Consider the following 21,191-nt stretch of genomic DNA (forward strand, 5'->3'; position numbering starts at 1 on the left):
TAATTCCTACGAATTCCTCATAAATGATTTTCAGTTTTTGTGTTCAATGACCAAACTACTGTATGCATCAATCATCGCTTCTGTAATTGTAATGTCTGTTTTTAGTGCTGACGCCTTTGCACAGTCAGACTTCAAAAAAATTGAGGGCGATGATCTGAACAATCCTGTTTCACAAGACATTCTTGCAAAAATTGAATTTGCAAAAAAACAATTCATGCAAGCAAAAGAGACTGAAAACAAGCGCAATGCCCAACAAAAACTCATTGATGAGCAACGGGCTATTTCACAAGAATCTCTAAAGCAAGAACTCCAAAGAATGGAAAAAACATATGAAGAATTCACGCCTAGAAATGCATTTGCAAAATATGTTTCAAATCTTAATGCCACAAACCATGGGATATTCTGGGATCAATTTGATTATCTTCACGCAAAAATATCTCTGGCAAGAGATGCGAGGGATTCTGTCATAAAACAAGGCGGAACATTTTCTGAAGCTATGAAACAGTATGTCCAATTTGCCAAGATGCCAAAAATCGAAATGCAAAACATTGTGAGAGAACTTAACATAAAACACAATCTTGCACAAGAAGACATTCAGTCAAACTTTGACATGAATGGGAAATTGCCACGATACGAAAATGACATTGAAGCTCCGTGCTATGGATGTACTGCAAAAATCTCCAAAGTTCAAATTGACTCAAAACAATCGGTTCCTATAACAAGAACTGTGTTTGAGCCAAAGCCTACACAGATAAGTGATCTGAAAGACTCTCTTTCCGACCTCCAAAGCCAATTCCTAGAATCAAAGAATATCATTGCACAGAAAAAAATGGTATTTGAGATGAATGAAATCATAAAACGAATTCAAGAACTTCAATAACCATTCTCTTTTATTTTTAATAGATGTCGACTGTGTATTTGTCTAATTTTTCCGTGGACATCTGAATCCTATTGAGTCATTTCTGAGATTTCTTGTTTTATAGTTGCAAATTCCCTCTCTATATGCTTGAAATTTCACATCTTTTCCAACATGGTAGATAAGATCATGCATTACGAAGCAATCATGCAACCTCGTAAACTGGCGGCTTGTAGTTCACGTCTACTAACCTGCAGATAGAATGAATCTGCTCATCCGTCTCAAAGTTACAATTCTTGCAGGAAAATTTTATTGGTTCCATACACATTGAACATTTTTGTTTTGTCTCCAAGCCCAATCCGCATTTTCTGCAACTATCCATTCTCATTGTATTTTTCACCTACAATCCTAATGAAAGAACAATAACTGAAACTACTGCAAAAACATAGAAACCAATGAATGCCTTTTTGTATCTTGGAATCATTAATTTTGATTTTTGTTTATTTTGAATCATTGCAATTCCTCCTTTGAAAAAACAGCGAGAAATCTGTGGAAAAAATCACAGTTCTTGACTGGTCTGGAGCAATGTAGTTCTCGCATGGAAAGGATATGTCATTACTTACCATATACATTGGTCAGCTATTCAGCTTACCAGTAATCTAAATAATTTACCAGAGTCTATGAAGAACTAGCACCATAGTATAATCATGAAACAACAAATCTCAAACTGGGATAAAATGGTTCATGCTCCATTCAAAAAGGTCGTAAAGTTTGACCTCATCTGCATGGGAATCGGTGTAGTGATGGGAATGGGTGCTGGAGCCTATCTTGTTGCTAGTGGTTTATTGGGCTAGCAACAACTTCTTTTTTATAATAATTATTCATAACTACCAGCATGCAATTTCAAACAATAGAGCCGTCTTATACATCAAAGGAGGGCTGTAGATTAGTTTGGAAAGGAGTTGATGAGGATGATACTGATGTGGTCATTCTAAACAAAAAAGAATTAGAAGATTTGGTTGAAATTTTTAAAAAAAATTCCACTGGCGAGGTCGAGTTGGAAGATCAATCGAGCTTCATTAGAGTAAATTCTGACGTTACTCAGTTTACTCTGACAAATCACCCGTTATTGGAGGCACAGACAACTGATCTTCAACAGCAAGTCTTAGAGTATGCTAAGGTTCCTCACGAACCCCAGTATGTCTACATAGGTTCCAAGGAGTTCTATCCTTCAGTATGGATAAGAAAAGATGACAAAGTGCAAGAGAAATTTTCTAAAACAAATCAAAAACAATCTCTGATTGAAGCTATCCTGTCATCCGAACCTGAAAAAATAAAACAAGACCTTTCTCCTACAGACCTGTTCAGAGTTTTTGCTACAAGGCGTTCCACAAGGAAATTTGATAAAACCAAGGTTGAGGACTGGAAGGTTGACAAAATTCTTTCAGCAGCCGATGTTGCTCCGACAGCTGGTAACTTCCAAGGATTTCAAGTATTCTTGATTAAAAACAAAAATACCAAAGAAGCACTTGTCGAAGCTGCAAACAAGCAACCCTATGTCAATGCCCCTGTTGTTTTGGTATTTTGTACTGATCCATCCAGAGTCAAACTGAAATTCCCTCCCGAGATATTGGAGAAGTTCTCATTACAGGACGCCACTATTGCGGCAGCATTTTCATTATTGGCAGCCTCAGGAGTGGGGCTTAGCACAATTTGGATTGGAATGTTTGATGAGGAAAAGGTAAGGAAGATTTTGGGAACTGATTTGAGGCCGTCATCCATTCTTTGCATTGGTTATCCCGATAAGAAAAAGCCGCCAAAATCAAGAAGAAATCTCAAAGAGCTCATCAAAGTTATAGAATGATTTTGTAATCATTTTTATCTCGTATTGAGGACTATGTTTGATGCCTGATCTTTTCGATGAGACCGCAAACTATGCGCTTGATTTGGCCAGTCCTCAACGAATGCAAATTTTATTCAAATTGCTTGAAAAAAACTATACCCCTACTGCGCTTGCAAAAGAAATTGACGCTACAAAACAAGAGGTTCACAGAAATTTTGTAAGACTGGAGGAAAGTGGCCTTATTGAAAAGGAAACAAATGGCACCTATCTGTTAACGACGTTTGGAAAAATCGTGTGCACCCAAGTACCGTCACTCATTTTTATCTCACAAAACAGGAAATATTTTGAAGAGCATAATTTTGGTGAAATTCCACACAAGTTCCAAATGCGTTGCGGCCAGCTTGCAAATGGTCAGTACATCAAAGGAATCTCCAAAGTTCTGGAACAATGGAAAAGCATTTACAAAAACTCAAATGAATACATCTACGAAATATTGTCAGAAGTTCCGCTGGATTTGATAGAGCCGCTGGTGAAACAAGTCAAAAAAGGAGTCAGATTCAATTACATATTTTCAGAATCTGCATCAGTTCCTAAGGGCAGAAAAGCATTACTGAAGAAACTTGGCTTTGACAAATTAATTGAAAAAGGTCTAATTGAGAGAAAGATGGAAAAGAATGTCCAGACAGTTGTAATTCTAAATGAAAAAGAGGCATGCATAATGTTTCCAACTTTGGATGGCGAGTCTGATCTTACTGAAATGTTTTATTCAGATGACTTGATGTTTCATGAATGGTGTCTTGATTATTTTAGATACTGTTGGTATGGTTCTGATGTGTTCAGGGAAAGCAAACTAAAAGAATAATCTAACTCATGTCTGTTCTTTCTAGCTGGTCTTTGTGAGAATTAGTTCAATTTCTGTTATTGTGTTACGTCTATTCCATTTGGTTCAAGGCAAAAAAATACAAATTCTATAACATTGCAAAGTAATTATGGAGAAAATTTGTTGGGCCAACACTGACAATTTTGATGAATCCGAATTTGTCGTATTGGGAATTCCGGACGAATCCCAATCACACGCTTTAAGGAAAGGAACTGAGGAAGCGCCATCTAAAATCCGACAGATCTCCAATCTGCGTGATTCCTATGTTCGGAATGGTACAGTCTCCCTTGGGCGGCCATTTCAAGGCAATGAAAAAAAAGTGCATGACATTGGGAACATCAATAGAACCGATATTGAAAAAATATATGATAAAATTTCCACCTCCTCAAAGATTCCTATCTCTATTGGAGGTGATCATTCCATTACGAGTCAAATAATTAATTCAATGGCAAATACCTATGGAAAAATCTCTCTGGTGTATTTTGATGCTCATCCTGACTTTGTAAGTTCCGCCGCCAACTACTATGGTTCAGTAATCACTGATGTCCTTTCTAGAATTGAAATTGAATCTAGTATTCAAATAGGAATTCGAACTCCTGAACAAGAGGAATTGGATAATATCAAAAAATACAATCTACAAGTAATTACCCCTTTTGACATTGCAGAGCAGGGAATAGCAAAAGTTGCAAACACGATATTGGACAAGTTGGGGGACAAAGTGTATGTCTCATTTGATATGGATTGTATTGATCCTGCACATGCCCCAGGCGTATCTGTTCCAGTTCCTGTAGGTCTTAACAGTAATGATGCCATCTATTTATTACAAAAAATTGCAAAAAGAGGAATAATTGGAATGGATATAATGGAAGTGTGTCCTAGTTTTGACATTAAAGACAGAACATCACATTTGGCATCTAGAATAATATCTGAAGTGCTTTATTCATCAGGTGGAACATAACTTGTCTGAATTTGAAAACGAATACACATGGGGCAAGGCAGTAGCAAATAATTCCACTGAAAAGTTTCATGAATCTTTTGATAGTGCAATTGACAAAGTCAGAAAAATCCTTGGGAAAAAATATCCGATAATAATCAATGGCAAAGAGATCTATTACGATGATTGTTTTTCCGTCCGATGTCCTTCTGACACTGAAATCGTTGTTGGAGAATTTCCAAAAACATCCGTTGATGACACAAAAAATGCTATATCTAGTGCAAAAAATGCATTTGAAAAATGGAGCAATACCACATTTCAAAAAAGAGTTGAAATATTCAGAAATTGTGCGGATGTTTTCTCCAAAGAAAAATTCTTTTTAGCTGCTCTCATGACCCTTGAGAATGGAAAGAATCGCCTAGAATCCATGGGAGACGTTGATGAAGCTATAGACTTTATGAGATTTTATGCATTACAATTAGAAAATAACCTGGGATTCTGCAAGCCGACTGCCCATCCAAATCCTCATGAGAAAACACAGGTTGTAATGAAACCGTACGGTGTGTGGGGAATAATTGCACCATTTAACTTTCCATCTGCAATTGCAATAGGCATGACTACTGCCGCGTTAATCACAGGAAACACTGCAATTTTAAAGCCTGCAAGTGACGCACCGTTATCCTCCTTTCAGTTTGCAAAAATCATCTATTCTGTAATTCCAGACGGCGCAATTAATTTTGTAACAGGTTCCGGAGGAATAGTTGGAAAAACCATCATTGAGAGCAAAGACGTTGACGGCATTGCATTTACTGGATCCCGTGAGGTTGGCATGAGGGGATTCCAAGAGTTTACTAAAATCACGGCAAAACCTTTCATCTCTGAAATGGGAGGGAAAAATCCTGCCATTGTGACTAAAAATGCTGATTTGGACAAGGCAGCTGAAGGAGTCATGGCTGCTGCCTTTGGATTTGGAGGACAAAAATGCAGTGCGTGCTCTCGAGTTTATGTTCAAAATGACGTTGCTGATCAGTTCATTTCAAAGATTGTTGAGAAGACAAAGAAACTAAGAATAGGGATGCCTTGGGAAAGAGATGTGTTCCTGGGGCCTGTAATTAACAAGGATGCAAAAACAAAATTTGAAAATGCAGTAAGCCTGGCAAAACAAGATGGAGAGGTTCTTACCGGAGGGACAATACTGTCTTCGTCAGGTCTTGAGAAGGGTTATTTTGTGGAACCTACGATCGTCACAAAATTACCTGATGATCACAAACTTGTCAAAGAGGAATTGTTTTTACCATTTTTGTGCATTCAAAAATACGATACCTTTGATGATGCAATCAAACTTGCAAATCAAACAGAATATGGGTTAACTGCAGGTATTTTTAGCAATGATGACAAACAGGTAGAAGAATTCTTTTCAAAAATTCAAGCAGGTGTTGTGTATGCTAATCGTTTTGCAAGTGCAACTACTGCTGCATTAGTCTCTAGTCAGCCATTTGTTGGTTGGAAATATTCTGGATCTACGGGAAAAGGTACCGGTGGTGAAAACTATCTGCAACAATTCATGCATAGTCAGACTCAAACCCGTTGTGATTGAATCAGTGAACTTCCCAGCAGCAGTATGTTTCTTTTTCTCTCTTTAATTCGCCTAAATGAATAAGGTAGCCAATTAATCCCATACGGGATGTAATCTGAAACGACCAGTTTCTTTTTAATTAGTTTGGGCTTTAGTTCCTCTCTGATTCCTTTTAGCATCTGAAACTCAAATTTTTTGGGATATTTTTTTGACAAGTTTTCTGCCTTTCGTATTATTTTTTCGTCATGTGTTGCTATTGCAAACTCGTTTCCTTTCTTGAATAGTGTCTTCATCAGCTTTAGATAGTTTTTGTCCACGTCTTCTTTTGATTTGAATGATATGCTTGCTTTTTCTCGGTATGCTCCTTTTACCAGGCGTATTTTTGCGCCCATCTGTAACAAGTCATTCAGATCATCTTCGGTTCTCTTGAGATTGGCTTGTAATGCAATTCCGAGTCTTTCATATTTTGAAAAAAATGTACTGTAAATTTCTATTGTCTCATCTGTATGTTCGGCTGACTCCATGTCCAGCCAAACAAAGACGTGTGCATTGCATGCTTTTTGTATGATTTTCTCAAAATTATGATAACATTCTTTCTGGCTAATAGAAAGGCCTATCTGTGTAGGTTTTACCGAGATTGCCCCGCGAATATTCCACTTTCTAAAAGAATCTATGATTTTTTTATACTCTTCCATATCTGCGTTGATTTGTTTTTTTGAGGTGTGGTATTCGCCTAGTTTGTTTATGATTGCATGTCTTCCTAATTGGTATGCGTTTTTTGCAGAAACTAGCGCGTCATCAATAGTGTTTCCTGCAATCCATTGTTTTGCAATTTTAAACAAAACTTTTTCCATCAACTGCGTACCGGTTCCCACAGTGAATATTCTTTGAAGATAATTATATGATTTTAGTTCTGTCATAGAACCACAAAAGAGAAATTTGATGATTATGTACTATTATTGTGGATAAGGCCTTTGTTTTAATTAATTGTGATCCGGGCAAAGAGCAGTCAATATTGGGACAATTGAGGAAAATTAACAATGTAGTTGATGCTCAAGGAACATACGGTGTCTATGACATTGTGGCAAGAATAGAATCTGATAGTAAATCACAGCTTGACAATATTATTTCTGATCAAATCAGAAAGTTAGATCATGTTAATTCTACTTTGACTCTTATTCCTATTGATGAGCAAAACATCATTCCTGATTTAATTCCAGATGTAGTTCCAGATGTCATCCCAGAACAGAAAAAACCTTTGGATGAATCTTCTGAAGATGAAGAAGAGGATTTAGACGAAAATGACTATGATGACGAGACAAAATTAAACTAGTCTAAACAGTTTGAAATTCTTTATGATTTCATCATTGTTTTGCTATCAGATGATCCGGAACTGTGATGTAAAATACCTGCTCTTGTGCTATTGTCACATACAAATCAAATTCTAAAGGATGAAGTAAATTTGATCTTACGCTATCTGCACTAATCACTGATACCTTGATATGATACAATCCGCCGTTTGTGAATATAGGTCCGTCAATTACAGGATTATCTTGGCCAAATGTGTACAGTGCTCCTGCTATTGGATGCTCAATCCCGTAATACTTTGTACATTTCCACATTGGTGTTTTATCACAATCACTGTTAGGTCTGATGTCTATCGTTGTTGTTCCATCTTCTGCATAGAAATTATTTCTAGCCAATAATTCCCCTTTTTTATAGACATCTACTGAATAAGTTACCTGTCTGAATGCTTTTCCAGTATCGACATCAAGAAACGTGATCTTCATAAACGCATTTGAAAAATCACCCACCGTCATATCTGATGGATTCATTCTTGCCTCTACTGTGACATTTCTGCTCTCAAAATCAATTGGAGGAGCTCTGTCTATTCCAGGATTTCCATGACCAAACACCTCTGAATGAAATAACGGAAATGAGATGATTACAAACAAGAAAAATAAGAACACGTATTTTTTCATTACTGTATTGTCTCATTATATTATAAAAATAAGATGTGCAACGATCAAACTTGGATGAATTAATCACTGATCATTAGAATACTTTATGAATGTCCTATTAAAAAATTAAATCTATAGGTATTGCAATGACTGAGAATAATAACTCCATTGAATTCAGAGTGATTCACAAAAGACGAAACAGAAATGAAAATAATGACGATCCACACCAGTGTAAAACTATTGTAAAGATTGAGCCCCACTATATGCAGAGATTTGGAATAAAAGAAGGAGAGATAGTCAAGATAAGCGGTAACACCAAAAACACTGTTGCAATGTGCTTGCCAATGTCTGATTCAGATTTACAGGAAATAGATACACGTGAAATAGAAGTGGAATTTCTAAACAATCCTGAAAAGAAAGTCCAACATCCTCCTAAAATCATTCTTTATGGTCCAGTATCGTGCAATGTGGATATTTTAGGGGGATGGAAACAAACAATCAATCTTAGCAAGTTTCCAGAATCCCAAATAAAATCCGAAAGTATTCCAGAGGCAGAACTTGTGACATTAGCTACTGTTAACATAGCAGAGAAAACGATGCCTGGATATCACTCACATCTGGATTATTCTGAAATCATGGGTTTTGTCGTTACAAATGACGATAGAATTGATATTCCGTTCCAGAAGGAATGGCATGAAAAAAAGCAACAGGAGATGTGGGAAAAAGAGAATCAACATCCATCCTCAGACATAGGAACTATCAGAGGAAATCGGTCTAGTTCACATCTGCCTTCGTTCCCAAAATCATTCCAGTCTGCAATCGTTGATGTGACACCTGAAGGAAAACCATTCTGGAAAATCACCGAAAACACCAGATTTGAGTTTAAAGATGCAAATCTTGCAAAAATCTTTGATCCATACAGGTTCACACCAAAAAAACTTGTCAATGTTGTTTCAATATCAAAACAGATCTTAGTGGATGATACTGAGTTTACGATACCCTCGCTAGAAGTTTATTCCAACATGATGAAGCTTATCTGGTATTCGTATCAACGCATAAAAATTCCCGAGTCTGATTTTACAGATATTCGTAAAATGAATCACATGAACAGGATGATGCGTAATGAACATCCAAGATTGATTATCACGTTGGAAGATGATTTGGGAAATAGGTATGCAAGTACCAACGAAAGTGGAGGTGGCGGTGGTTCCAGCGGGCCTGATCCCACTACTATGGAAATAATCTCAAATTATTCTTGGCATAGTATTTTTTCATCCACTCTTGACCCCAAAGCCAAAGAAATCATTCTGACAATTAAAGAGGTACAATGGGTAAGACAAAACACAACAAGTATGAATATGCCACCCCCTCCACCAAGACCTTCTCCACATATGACTCCTATTGAGAATACACTCCTTCCAAAGATAGTGATTGCAGAAGGACCATGGACGTTTAATGTTCCAGTACATTGGCAAAAATCATCATCTGATGAGGCGAGTTAGAACTTGTTTGTTTTAATTATTTATGGTGCTATCGGATATTTGTTTTTCAAGTATTTGTGGCCGATGTTACATAGTAACGATCCAGAAAAAAAACCGAAAGAACTGTACACATTCTACGACAAACATTCCAAACTTTTTGTGGCAACGATAATTTTTGCCTTGCTTGGAATTAATGAAGCAATCAGCATGATTGGCGGGATTTTTGAATTTATTTTCATTCCGTGTTATCCTGATTCAGGAACAATCAGTATCTCTTGCTGGATAAAGGGTGGTTTGGGATTTGGACAATGAAAACTAAACTTTTGATAGTCATTGCTGTGTTTCTTGTAATGGTTCCTTGGATTAGGGGGTTGGAATTTGGCATGAATGATCAAGTTATGGCAGATGGAATTACAATGAGTTCCATTATTGTCATGATACTTGCCATTGTGTTTTCTCTGGTGTCTTGGATTTTGTTTTCATGGGCATCAAAAAATATCCCATTGATAGGAATCCCACTGAGCATTATAACTGGAGCATCATTATTGATTCCATTCGGTCAGGTTCTGGGGCCAATGGCTGGTATAATTGTTGGAGTTGTAGCAGGATTTGCAGCATTCATGCTCCAAAAGAAGATTACCTATCCCGCACAAAACACCTCTATGATAATTGCTGCAGTGACCATTGCTGCCACATATCTTGTTTTGACTCTGATGATTTTGGCAATCCAAACACCATCACATGTGTGGAATACTGGAGATGGTATTGGTGCATGGACTGGAACCGCACAAGGAATGGAAGAAAAAGGATTTGATAATATTTTTAATAATCATATTGGATTTAGTTACTTTCTGGCATTAATTCCCTCTTTGATAATTACCGGGTTGATAATTCAAGACAAAATAGCGAAAAGCAAGCTCTTGATAATTACTGGATCTATTTTAATGGTGTCTGCATTGTTGTACGTATTTGTCATGAGTGCTAGTGGTCAATGCTATCTTCCTTTAACTTTTTGTACAAATTTTTATGAATCCAATTATTGGCTCTAGTCTCACAGGTCTTGGAATAATCTTCTTGTACAAATCTCAACTGATTAGGAAATTAATTCTAAAATGAAAAACTAGCATTCAAACTATATAATTTGCTGAACTAAATCTATTGGAGTTTGAAAAACAAGAATTGGTTTATTTATTTACCATACATTTCATCTATGATTCCCTTGAATGTAGTGTAAGGTTGTGCTCCTGTGATCATCTCTGCATTTTCAGGCCCAATGATGATAAATGTAGGGGTAGATCTTACTCCAGACTCTGATGCTATCTTTTTGTTGTCCTCTACTCGTTTTTCATATTTTCCAGAATCAAGACATTGGGTAAACAAATTTGTGTCTAATCCGTCAATTTCAGACACAAGTTTCTTCAGATTCTCTGAATTTGCCCAGCCGTCATTTTCATGTCCTTGGTTTGCATATACAAAGTCATGATATTTCCAATAGAGATCCTGTTCTTGAGCACAGTAGCTTCCTGCATGAATGGTCAAAGAGTCAGGTCCTATGATGGGAAAGTCAATGTAAATCAGACTAGCTTCCCCACTTTCAATCAGATCCTTTTCTATGGCCGGTTTTGTTGATTCATTCCATCTCTTGCAGAAAGGACATTGATAGTCCCCAAATTCTATAATTGTAACTGGTGCAGACATGTCGCCAAGAACTGGAGAGCCACTACGAGTGTCAAGTGATAATTTGACAGCGTTTGGGTTGTCTGCTTTTATTGCATCTAGATTCACGTATGCTATTCCAACTACTGCAGCAATTACTGCACATATTATGCCAATCATGACAAATTTGGTGGTTGATTTTCCAGGCTGTCTTGTCTTCTTGTTTCGCTTTCCCACAACAGAACAGATTCAAAGTATTAAAAGAATCTACCCCCTATTTTTTGTAAATTCTTCCCCTGTGATCTGTTTCGATAACAAAGATAATCATTTTACTTTGCTGTAGATCCAAAATAACTCTGTAATTTCCCATTCTCAGTCTGTAAAATGGTGAATTTGTAAGCCTTGCCATGCTCTTGAACGGATCTCGTGTGCAATTTAACACTGCATCATAAACTCTTTGTGCATTTTTCTTGTCTATCTTTTCTAGCTGTTTTACAGACTTTTCAGACCATATGACCTGCCATGTCATTTCAGACCTAGTCTCTTTTTGACTTGTTCAGATGTGTACACGCGTCCTGCCTTGATGTCTGCAACTCCCTCTTCAATGTTTTTGATGATTGCAGGGCTTAGCACATCGTCTTCTTGTACATTTTTTAGCAGTCTTGCAATTACCATTTCATAGGTTTCGCCTGGATGGATCATCTGTTTTTTGAGATCGTTTTTTATCTTTTTAGAAAGTTTGATTGTGCTTTGTTCCATGGTATACTCTAGTATACTATAGTATATTCTGATATAAAAACAAAGTGATTGGAACGTTTACAATATTCTTATTCTTTTTTCCATAACCAACTATATGATATTATGAAATTTATAATAGACCGGATGGGACTTTACCCAAGTGTATTATACTCATATGCTATTTTTAGTTTTGAAGACTGAAGAATAATGATTCGTGAAATAATAGACATCAACCCAAAAACATGGCTCAAACCATTTCAGAAAACAAGTATTTTCTACCTTCTAAAAATGGGCCTGTTCTACCACGGATTAGGCGTGATTTTGATGTATGCGGGCTCTTTTTTTGCCACAAATATCATTTCAGACTATGAAATACCACAATTCCCAGTATCCATAACTCTTGCAGTAAGCTCAGGGTTACTAGAGGAATCAATATTTTTTGGGATGCCATACTACATGACTGGCAACCCGTTGATACTTTTAGGTTCAGGAATAATTTGGTCTGCATCACACTTGTTTAGTTCATCCGTATTTTCAGTTGAGGCACTAGCATATGGGGGGTTTCTCCTAACAATTCCGCACATATTTTTTAGCATCAGAACATGGATTAGCAAAAAAGGATGGTTTGCAATCGTGTTTCATTCTGCATGGAATTTTTCATTTTTGATTCTTTACTGCATGCTGGGATTGCGTCAATGCAGTATTGTTAATGACATGTATGATGTCATAAACCTAATCATGGCAATATCTGCAGGAGTTATTGTATATCTTGCATACCAAAACAAGAAAAGATATCTCAATCGATTCTTGTATCTGATTCCAGTTGGAATCATATTCGTGTCATCTGCTATTTTGTTTTCAGATTATGTTCTCTAGAATGTTTCTTAAACTCTTTGTATGACTTTATCATCGACTCCATGTATTCGTCAAGATATTTTTGAATTCCCGGAAGTTGATCATACAGTTCCGCCCAAAGTTTTTGATAGTGAGTATCTGATGACAACATCATAGAGCCAAATAGTACCTGTATGTCGCGCGATGTTGAATCATCTCCACGTCTTATCTTTTCTATTTGTTCTTCAACTGCACTGAAATATTCCAAAAACTTTCTAAACACATGTTTTGATTTTTTCAGATTCCCAATAGTTATGTCAAATCCTTCTTTCTCAAGATCTTTTTGAAACTCTTTGTTTTCTATCCATATCAGAAAATAGTTTTCAATTTTTTCTGCAAACTCTCGATCCTGTTTGTATGCTTTGATTATCCCGTAAACTGTAGGGCCATACCCAATTTTTTTCCTGCCCTTTTTCTTTGACTCATAAACTCGAATTTTGCCTGACTTGCTTAACTGCCCAAAGTGTCTGTGAATTGTACCAATTGGAATTCCAGTCTTGCTGTTTGCAGAGTAAAGCGTGAGGGGGCCATTGTCCATTATTGCCTTGAATATATCCAATGACGTCTGTGAGGCTGTGGATATATTCGCCATATTCCATATATTTGATAATAATGGATATATTCATTTCTATGGATATATTAATATGAAACATTATCTTTTCATGGCCCTCTTAGTTTTGGGTTTTCCATACGCATCGGCTGCACAGCTTGATGCTGCCATACTATCAGATCAAAACACAACAGAGCCATCATTTCAGTTTTTGAGGGTCGTCTACATTGAATATCCTGATGAAGGAAAAATCTCAGAATTATTGCGAGGCACAAAGAAGACCGTATCCTTTGTTGCAGATTCCAACACACCTGAAATGGATGAACTGGTGGAACTGATTAATCAAAATCTAAAAAAACTTTCAAGCAATGCAGTTGCCACGGATGCAAAGATAAGCTATCAGGCAATATTGCAGGGAAATGCACATTCTGCAGTAATTGAATACAAGGTACAACTAGTTCCAACACTTACAAACCACATACTTGAAAAGTCATTTGAAAAGAGTACTGTTGATTCGAATTGGCGAGGGATCTCACTTGACTCACCGGTAGTTGTTCAAACTATTCATGGTGCATTTGATGTGAACAATCCAAAATCTGCACTTGATGTGATGATTCCAGACGTTTCAGACAAACTCAAAGATGTCACAATACTTGAGTTGCCATTAATTGACGCAAGTGGAATTAGGACACTTCCCTTGCACAAATGGCATTCCCTGTTTGATAACACTGCAATAATGTCTGATGCCATAAGATATGATTATGCTGGAAAAAATGTCATTACTCACTATTCCATGGGAGAGTGCAACATAGAAGTTGGCATGTGTGAGGACAAAAAATGGATGCAGGAAATCACTCTTGATAAAAAATATGTCGTAAAAGTTATAGAGTCAAGTGATGATGCAACAATTTCTTTTGAAGGATATGTTGATACCACTCGCCTCAACGGAAACGAGGTATTTCAAACCAGCCTAAAATCCCTTGTAACTCACAAGCCGGACACTGATGAGTTTCCAGCAACTGTAATGTATGGTATGGCAGGAATGGCAGTGATAGGCGGAATTGTAATGTTTGTGATAAGTGATAGAAAGCTAAAGAGAATCAAAGATGAGGGACAAACAGGCGTGGATCCTGCACACTTGACATCGTATGAGATTGGCAGTTCTGCTGGAAGCTACAAAACAAACAGAGGCGAATCACACCTTATTGCATACGAAAAATCCAAAATGCCTATTTGATCAAATTTGAGTTGTTTTTCTTCAAGGAATCACATATTTCATTGAACAAAGAATATCGGTCATTTCAGATTTGCCAGATTCAAACACAGTTAAAACTCAAAAAATCCCTTCATGGGTTAAAAATACTTCTGAGTGGTGGGCAGATGGAAAAATTGATGAAAAAGAATTTCTAAAAGGTATTGAATTATTTGTATAGAAAAATAAAATAAAAAAACTACTATCCTAAATTGTATAGATTCTTTAAGATCTTCTTTGCACTATACTCTGCCATGATCTTCTTGTAGTTTTTTACATCTTGTTTTTTAATTTCTCCAAAACTGTTGTGTTTTGTTTCTTTTTCGTCAAATGAAACCTTGTCTTTTGTCTTAATTCCATATGACTTTGCTTTTAGTTTTTCAGAACTAAATTTTGCTTTTTGAGTGTATGCATGTACATCTTGGAATGCTGGTGCAATAACACCTGCTATCAAAACTACCATTACAGCTACGGCTAAAACTGTCTTTGTTATTTCAAATACACCTCCTCTTAGTTTGATAAGTATAATTTTCCAATACCTCATCTCTGATAAGGCATGATAGTCCTATTGCATCGTAGGTAATTTCTTCCCTAATTGGAAGAGTGTTTTTGGCATCTCTTCCAATTAGAGCGAATGACTTGTAGGTTATGACGGCTTTACACTGGGTTGCAGCTTGCATGAGGTTACATAAAATGAAAAATTATTTGTTCATACCTCTAACTTTGTGGCCTGCCTTTTTCACACAATCTTCAGTATTTCATGTGCCAATGGCATACTACATGTAAGTTGTTTTTTTATCAAAAATCGCTTTCTATCTGATTGCGAGGTGAAATAATGAATCCCCAAAAAATCAGCACATAGGATACATGGTTCACGCCCCATTCAGAAAGGTCGTAAAATTTGATCTCATTTGTATGGGAATAGGTATTGTCATTGGAATGGGAATTGGTGCATTTATTGCAACACATTTCTAGCTTAATGACAAATGTCTGGAACTTCCGGCCCTATAATTCCCTTTTTTTTAAAATTTTAATCTTCTAACATTACCAGTACTGTGTATACTAGTTTTTCCTGGAATGCTGTCACAGTTAATTTAATGCCTATCACTTTTCTCTGTTCTACCACTTCGTTGATTAGCTTGTCAAGCTGTGATATCTCTTCTGTTTGTATTGTTTCTACTAGCATGTCTTTCCACTATTTTCACAAAGTTATTGTGCAGAGATTTTTCTCTGCTGCCATAACTGCTCATTGATTTGATGGCACTTGCAATCTGGGGATTTTTCCTTGCAGTTCTTTTGATGCAATTTTTGGTCACACTTGTTGCAATCAGGATCTCTCCAGCTTGCTTGGTTTCCGCAGTTAGGACACCTCATCTATATTCTCACACTCTTAGATTTTAGCAACAATTGTTGTGAATTGTTTTGGATGTTGTTGATGGTGTAAATTATATTGTCTCCTTCAGGCAATGGATTTGCACATTTTCCACACAGTGGCATGATAACTTCTGCATCAAACTCAATCTCTCCTATTGAAGATTTACACTTCGCACATATCACTGATTTTGTATCGTATATGTTCATTGAGATATGACCTCTATGTATTTGCCAAATGTGATCTTTTCTTGTACGATTCGAATCATCTTGGACGTGTCTAGTTCTGGTTCAGTTGACAGTAGAATCAGATTTTCTTGGTATGGAATTGTTATGATGTTTGCTTTGTCTCTATACGAAACAATCGCATTTATGCTTCCAAGTGAGTTATCAAAGTCTTTTCTCATTGAAAGATCCAGTGCTATTTCCATAAACAACATCTCAATTTTCTGTTCATCTTTTTCTAATGGAGATACTTTGTTGCTAAAACCCCCTGCAATCTTCCTTCCTTTTTTGTTAATTATTCCTACAAATCGCACCCCAGGAATCTGGCGTACTTGGTTGCATACATCATCAATTACACATATCTGTTTTAATTCCACTTAGCATGCACCTCTTTTACTTTTGAATCCTTTTCCTGCTTTTGAAATGGATTGTACGTGGATTGTATTGAACAATCCTGATTCAAGTTTTTTTGAACTATTTTTGTTTTCATGGTATGTTGATTATCTTGGAAATATATCATAATGCCGTATACTTTGTGGCATGCCATCTAAACCGGAAATTACTCAAATTTTGTTAACCCAAAAACAATCTATGCTGAAAAACATTGTATTGAAATTATTGCTTGTTTATGACTATGCTGTTCCTGAAATTGATTAAATCTTTACAGGAATCATGATCACCCATATTTTGTATATGGTTGCATTTGAAACACCTACGCAGGCTAGTTCTCTTGCATGTCACACAGATAGAAATTGGCACTAATGGTCCAGCACAATTAACGCATTCAAAAAAGATGCTCTTTGAAAGATTTTTTCCATCCAGAGATGGGGTTTTTTTAATTGCATGATCTGGTAGGTTGATTGAGGAAATCAATTCATTTGTTCTGGATGTTTTGGCGGACGTAGCATCTCTCAAAGAGCTCATGAAACCTTACTTAGGAAATGATATTTGATAATATCTTAAAAGTTGTGGCCTGCCTTATTCTCTGAAATGAATTAGTGATGTTTAAATTCAAACATATGTGAACTGGGCTAGAGTATCTTGAGAATTTCATTTGTCATAATTATTGTAATGTTTTCAATGTCTTTGGTGTTTACCGTGTTTGGATTAGTGACATTTGATCTTAGTGTCAATGAAATAAAAAAATTGTTAGCAGTAAGAAATGAAAATTTTGCTTACAACATGATTCAAGGTCTAGATAAACACATTGAAGAAAGAGTTATTGATTTTGAGGACCTTACAAAACTTGAACTAATTCATAATAAGTTGACCGAATCTAATTTAGAGTTTGAAAGAATTCAAGACATCACGGAATATCTAAACATCAAAGAACAAGAAATCGAATACACTAAAGTAACTCCCTTTGTAGGGCAAAGCGTATCTGATGAAATTTTGATTAGTGAACTTCAGGATACCATTGATTTTTACCATGATGAGTACAATTATGATGTAGTTGAGGAACTGTTTGTAACAAATGCATATGGTGCTAATGTTGCAATAGTATCGGGAACTTCTGACTATCTACAAAGTGACGAAGAATGGTGGCAAATAACAAAAGATGTTGGAAAGTATGTAGGTAAAATCCAATACAATGACGAGTATGAAAGCTATTCAATTGATTTTGGATATCGAATAGATGATGCTCAGGGCAATTTCTTGGGAGTATTACGTGTGGTGATTACTATGGATGATTTTCTAAACGAGTATGTTGAAGAATCTGATCTGCTTACAACATCAGGCCGTAATGCAATACTATTAGATGAAAACGGCCATTTGATATTTTCAAACGGGCAGATCACAACATCTGATGCCTCTGTTTCATATTTTTCAGATATTGCACAAGGAGAAGACACAGGATATCTTGAATTAGATGACAAAACTGATGACTTTCTTTTGATTTCCTATGCAAAATCTACTGGATATAGAACATTTGAGGGGTTTGATTGGGTATCTGTTGTAGAGCAAAACAGCTCTTCTATTGTCCAAGAATTTGTAGAATTAAGAAATTCCATCCTGACAGTATCTGTTTTAGGAATGATAGTGTCTGTTGTAGTCGGAGTATTGATCTCAAAGGTGATATCTTCCCCACTTAGGAGACTAACTGAAACTTCTAGACGTATTGCAAAAGGAAACTTTGATGTTGATATCAAAAAAAGTAGAATCAACGAAATCAACATAATTGGTAATTCTCTCAAGGAGATGAGTGGTGATTTACAGAATCTAATTGACACAGAAAAGAAGCTGGCAGAGGCTCATGTTAAAATCAAAAATGAACGTATGACTGCCATGGGAGAACTATCTGCAAGCATGGCACATAACATGAAAAATCCTTTAGGAATAATTCAAAGCTCAGCACACATTTTACAAAAAAACACCATGGACAAAGAGATGGACGATGTTGTAAAAAGAATGAATAGAGCTATAGATAGAATGTCTCATCAAATCAATGATGTTTTAAATTATGTTCGAACTACCCCGTTGGAAAAAAACACAATAAAAATAACTGATTTGTTAAATTCTGCAAAAAACACATTAGAGATTCCAGAACACATAACAATCTCTGTACCTGATTCTAGTATTGAGATTAGCTGTGATGTACGAAAGATGGAAATTGTGTTTACAAATATTTTCTTAAATGCAATTCAGGCAATAGGAACAGAACAAGGAAAAGTCATCTGCAAAATTGATCAAAACAAAACTAGTGCAATCATTGAAATACAGGATTCAGGTCCAGGAATACCAAAAAATCTAATGTCTCAAATATTCAATCCTCTAGTTACTTCTAAGCAAAAAGGCACTGGATTGGGTCTGTCTACATGTAAAAATGTTATAGAACAACACGGTGGCACCATTGCTGTTCAAAATAATCCTACCCGATTTACAATCACTATTCCCCTATCTCAATCCTAACAAAATGATTTCTTAGAAAGTTTTATCATGTGTAATAATTGACTTATTTTATGTCAAAGAAGACAATTTTGCTTGTAGATGATGATATTGATCTATTGGAGAATACTGCTTACATGATTAAGAGTATGGGATTTGACGTGGTTACTGCTGAAGATGGGCAAGATGCCGTACTCAAGTACAAGGATATTAATCCTGATCTGACCATAATGGATGTTAAAATGCCAAAAATGGATGGGTTTGATGCGTTTTTTAAGATAAAACAGTTTGATTCTGAAGCCAAAGTTGTACTGATCACAGCATTTGCAGTTGATGAAAAAAAGCATCTAAAGGCAAAAAGTATGTCTCTGGTAACTACTCTTAACAAGCCATATTCATTTGAACAGCTTGAGGAAGTTGTTACTGCTCATGCATAGATTATTTCTTTTCTAATTTTTTTAATTTGGTAAACCTATTATTGTAAAATCTGATTGCCTCGTTTACAAAATCATAATACCATGTTTTAATCAAGTCATTTCCATGGATTATTTTTTTCCATTGTTTGACCTCTAATGATGAATGTTTTCCTGTTGTTCTAAATTTTGTTGGAACCAGTAGATTGGTGTAAAACCAAATTGATATTTGGTTTGCAAGATCTTCTTCTTCAATCTGTTCAAAATTCTGTTGGTATTTCACATTTAGGTATGTCATTAACTCATAAACTGGAAAATTTGAAATTTTTGATATCTGAACATTGTCCATGAACAAACCTGATGCTAAATTTTTCAACTTATACACTTCATTTCCTACATTTGATTTTAGGTAGTCCCATTTACCAAATACCATCGGAAGAACTGAGGAATATTTTTCAGCCATAGTATCAATCTGCTTGTCAGACAAATCTAAAACATCTAAACAATACAAAACTCCATGCAAAGATAATCTGTATTGATCTGCAGGTGCTTTGGCAAAACTTTTGCCGTCTTTTACAACCAGTCCTGATTCTAACAAACCTATAGTGTGTTTACCTCGTGCCATTCTGCCTACTAGTAATCTTCTGTTTTCTTTTTCTTTAGTTCTGATTGCAGAAGAACTGTTGATGTGTGTTTTTGCCATCCCCCAAGTGGTAAGCGTTCCATTAAGAGCTAAAATCTCTAGTAATCTCTGGGAATTTTCATGATGTTTTGTTCCGCTTTTTTTTCTAAAAGAATAGGCTCCAAAAAGTCGTTGAGCCGTTGGCCTTGTAAACATTTTGTAAGCATGAAGGTTTCCGTACACAGTTCCTTGCTCATTTGATGGCATACCACAATTTAGTAACTATCGTCTAATATTTGTCATTATATTGTTTGTATATGAGTCAACTTTTAGAACAAAGGCAACCTGAGCCAAAAAATATCCTGGTTGAAAGAACACCAGTAAAAGATGGAACAAAACTTTCTAATAATTCATTGTCTTGGGAAGATATTCGTGGATTAATTTGGTTAGAAACAGAGGATGATTTTTGATTCGAAATATCTTTGACTCTGTTTAGACACCAAAAAAGAAATAACAAAATCGAGGTTCCAAGTGAAATTCTGGAACCCTTCAGGTAATGACAGATGAGAGCATTCCTAATTGCATCTATAATTGTAATAATGGCCACAATCCTAGTTTTTTCAATGTTATTGCCTGCAAAAGCAATGAAATCTGATACTAGTGAACGATTATCCCCCAAATCATTTGGAACAAAGATCAAAAATGACATGTGTTCGGTAATTTTCTGCAAGAATATTACAAGTGTCAAAACTGATCATCCTTCCAGTCATGCAAAAGAAGACTGGCAAAATAAACGACTTGCACAAATTTTGGTAAACTATCCAAAACTAATGTACTTGAAACTTACATAGTCTAACCAATACTTTTTTAATTTTATGAAAATCCTGTTTTACAAAATAGGATCAACACATACTAATCTTAGAATTTTATTTTTTCAAATTCAATCTATTCTTTAATCCTTGAATGAATCATATTGGTATCATAAATGATATGGTCTTATTTATATGGCATGCCACAATGTGGACGGCATTCTCAAATAATTTTTTCTCGTAT

The 21,191-nt window shown here is 35.9% G+C and carries 29 protein-coding genes; 17 read left to right on the plus strand and 12 right to left on the minus strand.

All coding sequences use genetic code 11. The annotated features are described in order from the left end of the window. The first annotated feature begins 46 nt into the window (after positions 1-46). Positions 47-880, plus strand: a complete 834-nt coding sequence (locus OO712_RS02175) for a hypothetical protein (protein ID WP_225866857.1) — start codon at positions 47-49, stop codon at positions 878-880. Between the two features lie 181 nt (positions 881-1,061). Here OO712_RS02175 and OO712_RS02180 read toward each other — a convergent pair whose 3' ends face one another. Further along, entirely contained in the window at positions 1,062-1,244 is a 183-nt protein-coding gene (locus tag OO712_RS02180; RefSeq protein WP_109876844.1) for a hypothetical protein, read from the minus strand. Between the two features lie 319 nt (positions 1,245-1,563). Here OO712_RS02180 and OO712_RS02185 point away from each other — a divergent pair, with 319 nt between their 5' ends. The 5 genes from OO712_RS02185 (at position 1,564) to OO712_RS02205 (ending at position 6,110) form a co-directional block, all read left to right on the plus strand. After that, positions 1,564-1,710: a hypothetical protein gene (locus tag OO712_RS02185; protein WP_160049213.1), complete on the plus strand. Its 147-nt coding sequence runs from the start codon at positions 1,564-1,566 to the stop codon at positions 1,708-1,710. Positions 1,711-1,751: 41 nt separating this feature from the next. Next, positions 1,752-2,720 carry a nitroreductase family protein gene (locus tag OO712_RS10690; protein ID WP_109876843.1) on the plus strand — a complete coding sequence of 323 codons (969 nt, stop codon included), beginning with the start codon at positions 1,752-1,754 and terminating at the stop codon, positions 2,718-2,720. A 40-nt stretch (positions 2,721-2,760) separates the two neighbouring features. Beyond that, the gene (locus tag OO712_RS02195; RefSeq protein WP_109876842.1) at positions 2,761-3,561 is read left to right on the plus strand and encodes a helix-turn-helix transcriptional regulator; all 801 of its coding nucleotides are present in this window, start codon (positions 2,761-2,763) and stop codon (positions 3,559-3,561) included. A 127-nt stretch (positions 3,562-3,688) separates the two neighbouring features. Next, positions 3,689-4,537 (plus strand): agmatinase, encoded by an 849-nt coding sequence (gene speB / locus OO712_RS02200; RefSeq protein WP_109876841.1) that lies wholly within the window; start codon positions 3,689-3,691, stop codon positions 4,535-4,537. A 1-nt stretch (position 4,538) separates the two neighbouring features. Continuing rightward, the gene (locus tag OO712_RS02205) at positions 4,539-6,110 is read left to right on the plus strand and encodes an aldehyde dehydrogenase family protein (RefSeq protein ID WP_109876840.1); all 1,572 of its coding nucleotides are present in this window, start codon (positions 4,539-4,541) and stop codon (positions 6,108-6,110) included. Here the strand turns inward: OO712_RS02205 and OO712_RS02210 are convergent. Continuing rightward, positions 6,092-7,009, minus strand: a complete 918-nt coding sequence (locus OO712_RS02210; protein ID WP_225866855.1) for a proline dehydrogenase family protein — start codon at positions 7,007-7,009, stop codon at positions 6,092-6,094. The two genes, OO712_RS02205 and OO712_RS02210, sit on opposite strands and share 19 nt — an antisense overlap. A gap of 41 nt (positions 7,010-7,050) precedes the next feature. Here OO712_RS02210 and OO712_RS02215 point away from each other — a divergent pair, with 41 nt between their 5' ends. Beyond that, positions 7,051-7,422: an Lrp/AsnC family transcriptional regulator gene (locus OO712_RS02215; protein WP_109876839.1), complete on the plus strand. Its 372-nt coding sequence runs from the start codon at positions 7,051-7,053 to the stop codon at positions 7,420-7,422. Between the two features lie 31 nt (positions 7,423-7,453). On the opposite strand, the gene OO712_RS02220 is transcribed toward OO712_RS02215, so the two are convergent. Continuing rightward, positions 7,454-8,071: a hypothetical protein gene (locus OO712_RS02220; RefSeq protein WP_146195993.1), complete on the minus strand. Its 618-nt coding sequence runs from the start codon at positions 8,069-8,071 to the stop codon at positions 7,454-7,456. Between the two features lie 125 nt (positions 8,072-8,196). On the opposite strand from OO712_RS02220, the gene OO712_RS02225 reads away from it, so the two are divergent. From OO712_RS02225 to OO712_RS02235, 3 genes are all read left to right on the plus strand, one after another. Then, positions 8,197-9,552 (plus strand): hypothetical protein, encoded by a 1,356-nt coding sequence (locus OO712_RS02225; protein WP_109876837.1) that lies wholly within the window; start codon positions 8,197-8,199, stop codon positions 9,550-9,552. A 63-nt stretch (positions 9,553-9,615) separates the two neighbouring features. After that, complete coding sequence (locus tag OO712_RS02230) at positions 9,616-9,843, plus strand: hypothetical protein (protein WP_146195992.1); 228 nt, start codon at positions 9,616-9,618, stop codon at positions 9,841-9,843. Further along, the gene (locus OO712_RS02235) at positions 9,840-10,580 is read left to right on the plus strand and encodes a hypothetical protein (protein ID WP_109876835.1); all 741 of its coding nucleotides are present in this window, start codon (positions 9,840-9,842) and stop codon (positions 10,578-10,580) included. Before OO712_RS02230 ends, OO712_RS02235 begins: the two co-directional genes overlap by 4 nt. A 139-nt stretch (positions 10,581-10,719) precedes the next feature. On the opposite strand, the gene OO712_RS02240 is transcribed toward OO712_RS02235, so the two are convergent. From OO712_RS02240 to OO712_RS02250, 3 genes are read right to left on the minus strand one after another with little or no spacing between them, the layout of a single operon-like run. Further along, on the minus strand, positions 10,720-11,424 hold the full coding sequence (locus OO712_RS02240) for a DsbA family protein (protein ID WP_109876834.1): 705 nt from the start codon (positions 11,422-11,424) through the stop codon (positions 10,720-10,722). Positions 11,425-11,461: 37 nt separating this feature from the next. Further along, a complete protein-coding gene (locus tag OO712_RS02245) occupies positions 11,462-11,716 on the minus strand; it encodes a type II toxin-antitoxin system RelE family toxin (RefSeq protein WP_109876833.1) in 255 nt (84 codons plus the stop codon). Further along, positions 11,713-11,946 (minus strand): hypothetical protein, encoded by a 234-nt coding sequence (locus OO712_RS02250; RefSeq protein WP_109876832.1) that lies wholly within the window; start codon positions 11,944-11,946, stop codon positions 11,713-11,715. Before OO712_RS02250 ends, OO712_RS02245 begins: the two co-directional genes overlap by 4 nt. 186 nt (positions 11,947-12,132) lie before the next feature. Between OO712_RS02250 and OO712_RS02255 the strand changes: the two genes are divergently transcribed. Beyond that, positions 12,133-12,801 carry a CPBP family glutamic-type intramembrane protease gene (locus OO712_RS02255; protein ID WP_109876831.1) on the plus strand — a complete coding sequence of 223 codons (669 nt, stop codon included), beginning with the start codon at positions 12,133-12,135 and terminating at the stop codon, positions 12,799-12,801. Here the strand turns inward: OO712_RS02255 and OO712_RS02260 are convergent. Continuing rightward, positions 12,773-13,411: a winged helix-turn-helix domain-containing protein gene (locus tag OO712_RS02260; RefSeq protein ID WP_109876830.1), complete on the minus strand. Its 639-nt coding sequence runs from the start codon at positions 13,409-13,411 to the stop codon at positions 12,773-12,775. The genes OO712_RS02255 and OO712_RS02260 overlap by 29 nt on opposite strands. Before the next feature lie 70 nt (positions 13,412-13,481). On the opposite strand from OO712_RS02260, the gene OO712_RS02265 reads away from it, so the two are divergent. Beyond that, the gene (locus OO712_RS02265; protein WP_225866854.1) at positions 13,482-14,606 is read left to right on the plus strand and encodes a hypothetical protein; all 1,125 of its coding nucleotides are present in this window, start codon (positions 13,482-13,484) and stop codon (positions 14,604-14,606) included. A 70-nt stretch (positions 14,607-14,676) separates the two neighbouring features. Then, positions 14,677-14,802: a hypothetical protein gene (locus tag OO712_RS02270; protein WP_263970069.1), complete on the plus strand. Its 126-nt coding sequence runs from the start codon at positions 14,677-14,679 to the stop codon at positions 14,800-14,802. Positions 14,803-14,823: 21 nt separating this feature from the next. Here OO712_RS02270 and OO712_RS02275 read toward each other — a convergent pair whose 3' ends face one another. The 4 genes from OO712_RS02275 to OO712_RS02290 form a co-directional block, all read right to left on the minus strand. Beyond that, positions 14,824-15,165 (minus strand): hypothetical protein, encoded by a 342-nt coding sequence (locus OO712_RS02275; RefSeq protein ID WP_109876828.1) that lies wholly within the window; start codon positions 15,163-15,165, stop codon positions 14,824-14,826. Positions 15,166-15,651: 486 nt separating this feature from the next. Further along, positions 15,652-15,807 (minus strand): hypothetical protein, encoded by a 156-nt coding sequence (locus OO712_RS02280; protein ID WP_160049212.1) that lies wholly within the window; start codon positions 15,805-15,807, stop codon positions 15,652-15,654. 188 nt (positions 15,808-15,995) lie between these two features. Continuing rightward, positions 15,996-16,202 (minus strand): hypothetical protein, encoded by a 207-nt coding sequence (locus tag OO712_RS02285; RefSeq protein ID WP_109876827.1) that lies wholly within the window; start codon positions 16,200-16,202, stop codon positions 15,996-15,998. Then, positions 16,199-16,594 carry a DUF6659 family protein gene (locus OO712_RS02290; RefSeq protein WP_225866853.1) on the minus strand — a complete coding sequence of 132 codons (396 nt, stop codon included), beginning with the start codon at positions 16,592-16,594 and terminating at the stop codon, positions 16,199-16,201. The genes OO712_RS02285 and OO712_RS02290 overlap by 4 nt, the downstream gene beginning before the upstream one ends. A 664-nt stretch (positions 16,595-17,258) precedes the next feature. Here OO712_RS02290 and OO712_RS02295 point away from each other — a divergent pair. Together OO712_RS02295 and OO712_RS02300 are read left to right on the plus strand one after the other, a co-directional pair. After that, a complete protein-coding gene (locus tag OO712_RS02295) occupies positions 17,259-19,127 on the plus strand; it encodes a sensor histidine kinase (RefSeq protein WP_225866852.1) in 1,869 nt (622 codons plus the stop codon). Between the two features lie 50 nt (positions 19,128-19,177). Then, entirely contained in the window at positions 19,178-19,540 is a 363-nt protein-coding gene (locus OO712_RS02300) for a response regulator (protein ID WP_109876825.1), read from the plus strand. A 1-nt stretch (position 19,541) separates the two neighbouring features. On the opposite strand, the gene OO712_RS02305 is transcribed toward OO712_RS02300, so the two are convergent. After that, positions 19,542-20,405: a hypothetical protein gene (locus tag OO712_RS02305; protein ID WP_109876824.1), complete on the minus strand. Its 864-nt coding sequence runs from the start codon at positions 20,403-20,405 to the stop codon at positions 19,542-19,544. 50 nt (positions 20,406-20,455) lie between these two features. Between OO712_RS02305 and OO712_RS02310 the strand changes: the two genes are divergently transcribed. Together OO712_RS02310 and OO712_RS02315 are read left to right on the plus strand one after the other, a co-directional pair. Then, entirely contained in the window at positions 20,456-20,608 is a 153-nt protein-coding gene (locus OO712_RS02310) for a hypothetical protein (protein WP_160049211.1), read from the plus strand. Between the two features lie 93 nt (positions 20,609-20,701). Further along, complete coding sequence (locus OO712_RS02315) at positions 20,702-20,989, plus strand: hypothetical protein (protein ID WP_109876823.1); 288 nt, start codon at positions 20,702-20,704, stop codon at positions 20,987-20,989. Positions 20,990-21,191: the final 202 nt, after the last annotated feature.

The sequence above is a fragment of the Nitrosopumilus zosterae genome (assembly GCF_025998175.1).
In the GTDB taxonomy this organism is placed as follows: domain Archaea; phylum Thermoproteota; class Nitrososphaeria; order Nitrososphaerales; family Nitrosopumilaceae; genus Nitrosopumilus; species Nitrosopumilus zosterae.

Coding starts and splice junctions, on each gene's coding strand:
- OO712_RS02175 (WP_225866857.1), top strand. CDS start 47: ATGACCAAACTACTGTATGCATCAATCATCGCTTCTGTAATTGTAATG.
- OO712_RS02180 (WP_109876844.1), bottom strand. CDS start 1,244: ATGAGAATGGATAGTTGCAGAAAATGCGGATTGGGCTTGGAGACAAAA.
- OO712_RS02185 (WP_160049213.1), top strand. CDS start 1,564: ATGAAACAACAAATCTCAAACTGGGATAAAATGGTTCATGCTCCATTC.
- OO712_RS10690 (WP_109876843.1), top strand. CDS start 1,752: ATGCAATTTCAAACAATAGAGCCGTCTTATACATCAAAGGAGGGCTGT.
- OO712_RS02195 (WP_109876842.1), top strand. CDS start 2,761: ATGCCTGATCTTTTCGATGAGACCGCAAACTATGCGCTTGATTTGGCC.
- speB (WP_109876841.1), top strand. CDS start 3,689: ATGGAGAAAATTTGTTGGGCCAACACTGACAATTTTGATGAATCCGAA.
- OO712_RS02210 (WP_225866855.1), bottom strand. CDS start 7,009: ATGACAGAACTAAAATCATATAATTATCTTCAAAGAATATTCACTGTG.
- OO712_RS02220 (WP_146195993.1), bottom strand. CDS start 8,071: ATGAAAAAATACGTGTTCTTATTTTTCTTGTTTGTAATCATCTCATTT.
- OO712_RS02225 (WP_109876837.1), top strand. CDS start 8,197: ATGACTGAGAATAATAACTCCATTGAATTCAGAGTGATTCACAAAAGA.
- OO712_RS02230 (WP_146195992.1), top strand. CDS start 9,616: ATGTTACATAGTAACGATCCAGAAAAAAAACCGAAAGAACTGTACACA.
- OO712_RS02235 (WP_109876835.1), top strand. CDS start 9,840: ATGAAAACTAAACTTTTGATAGTCATTGCTGTGTTTCTTGTAATGGTT.
- OO712_RS02245 (WP_109876833.1), bottom strand. CDS start 11,716: ATGACATGGCAGGTCATATGGTCTGAAAAGTCTGTAAAACAGCTAGAA.
- OO712_RS02250 (WP_109876832.1), bottom strand. CDS start 11,946: ATGGAACAAAGCACAATCAAACTTTCTAAAAAGATAAAAAACGATCTC.
- OO712_RS02255 (WP_109876831.1), top strand. CDS start 12,133: ATGATTCGTGAAATAATAGACATCAACCCAAAAACATGGCTCAAACCA.
- OO712_RS02260 (WP_109876830.1), bottom strand. CDS start 13,411: ATGGCGAATATATCCACAGCCTCACAGACGTCATTGGATATATTCAAG.
- OO712_RS02265 (WP_225866854.1), top strand. CDS start 13,482: ATGGCCCTCTTAGTTTTGGGTTTTCCATACGCATCGGCTGCACAGCTT.
- OO712_RS02275 (WP_109876828.1), bottom strand. CDS start 15,165: ATGAGGTATTGGAAAATTATACTTATCAAACTAAGAGGAGGTGTATTT.
- OO712_RS02280 (WP_160049212.1), bottom strand. CDS start 15,807: ATGCTAGTAGAAACAATACAAACAGAAGAGATATCACAGCTTGACAAG.
- OO712_RS02285 (WP_109876827.1), bottom strand. CDS start 16,202: ATGAACATATACGATACAAAATCAGTGATATGTGCGAAGTGTAAATCT.
- OO712_RS02300 (WP_109876825.1), top strand. CDS start 19,178: ATGTCAAAGAAGACAATTTTGCTTGTAGATGATGATATTGATCTATTG.
- OO712_RS02305 (WP_109876824.1), bottom strand. CDS start 20,405: ATGCCATCAAATGAGCAAGGAACTGTGTACGGAAACCTTCATGCTTAC.
- OO712_RS02310 (WP_160049211.1), top strand. CDS start 20,456: ATGAGTCAACTTTTAGAACAAAGGCAACCTGAGCCAAAAAATATCCTG.
- OO712_RS02315 (WP_109876823.1), top strand. CDS start 20,702: ATGAGAGCATTCCTAATTGCATCTATAATTGTAATAATGGCCACAATC.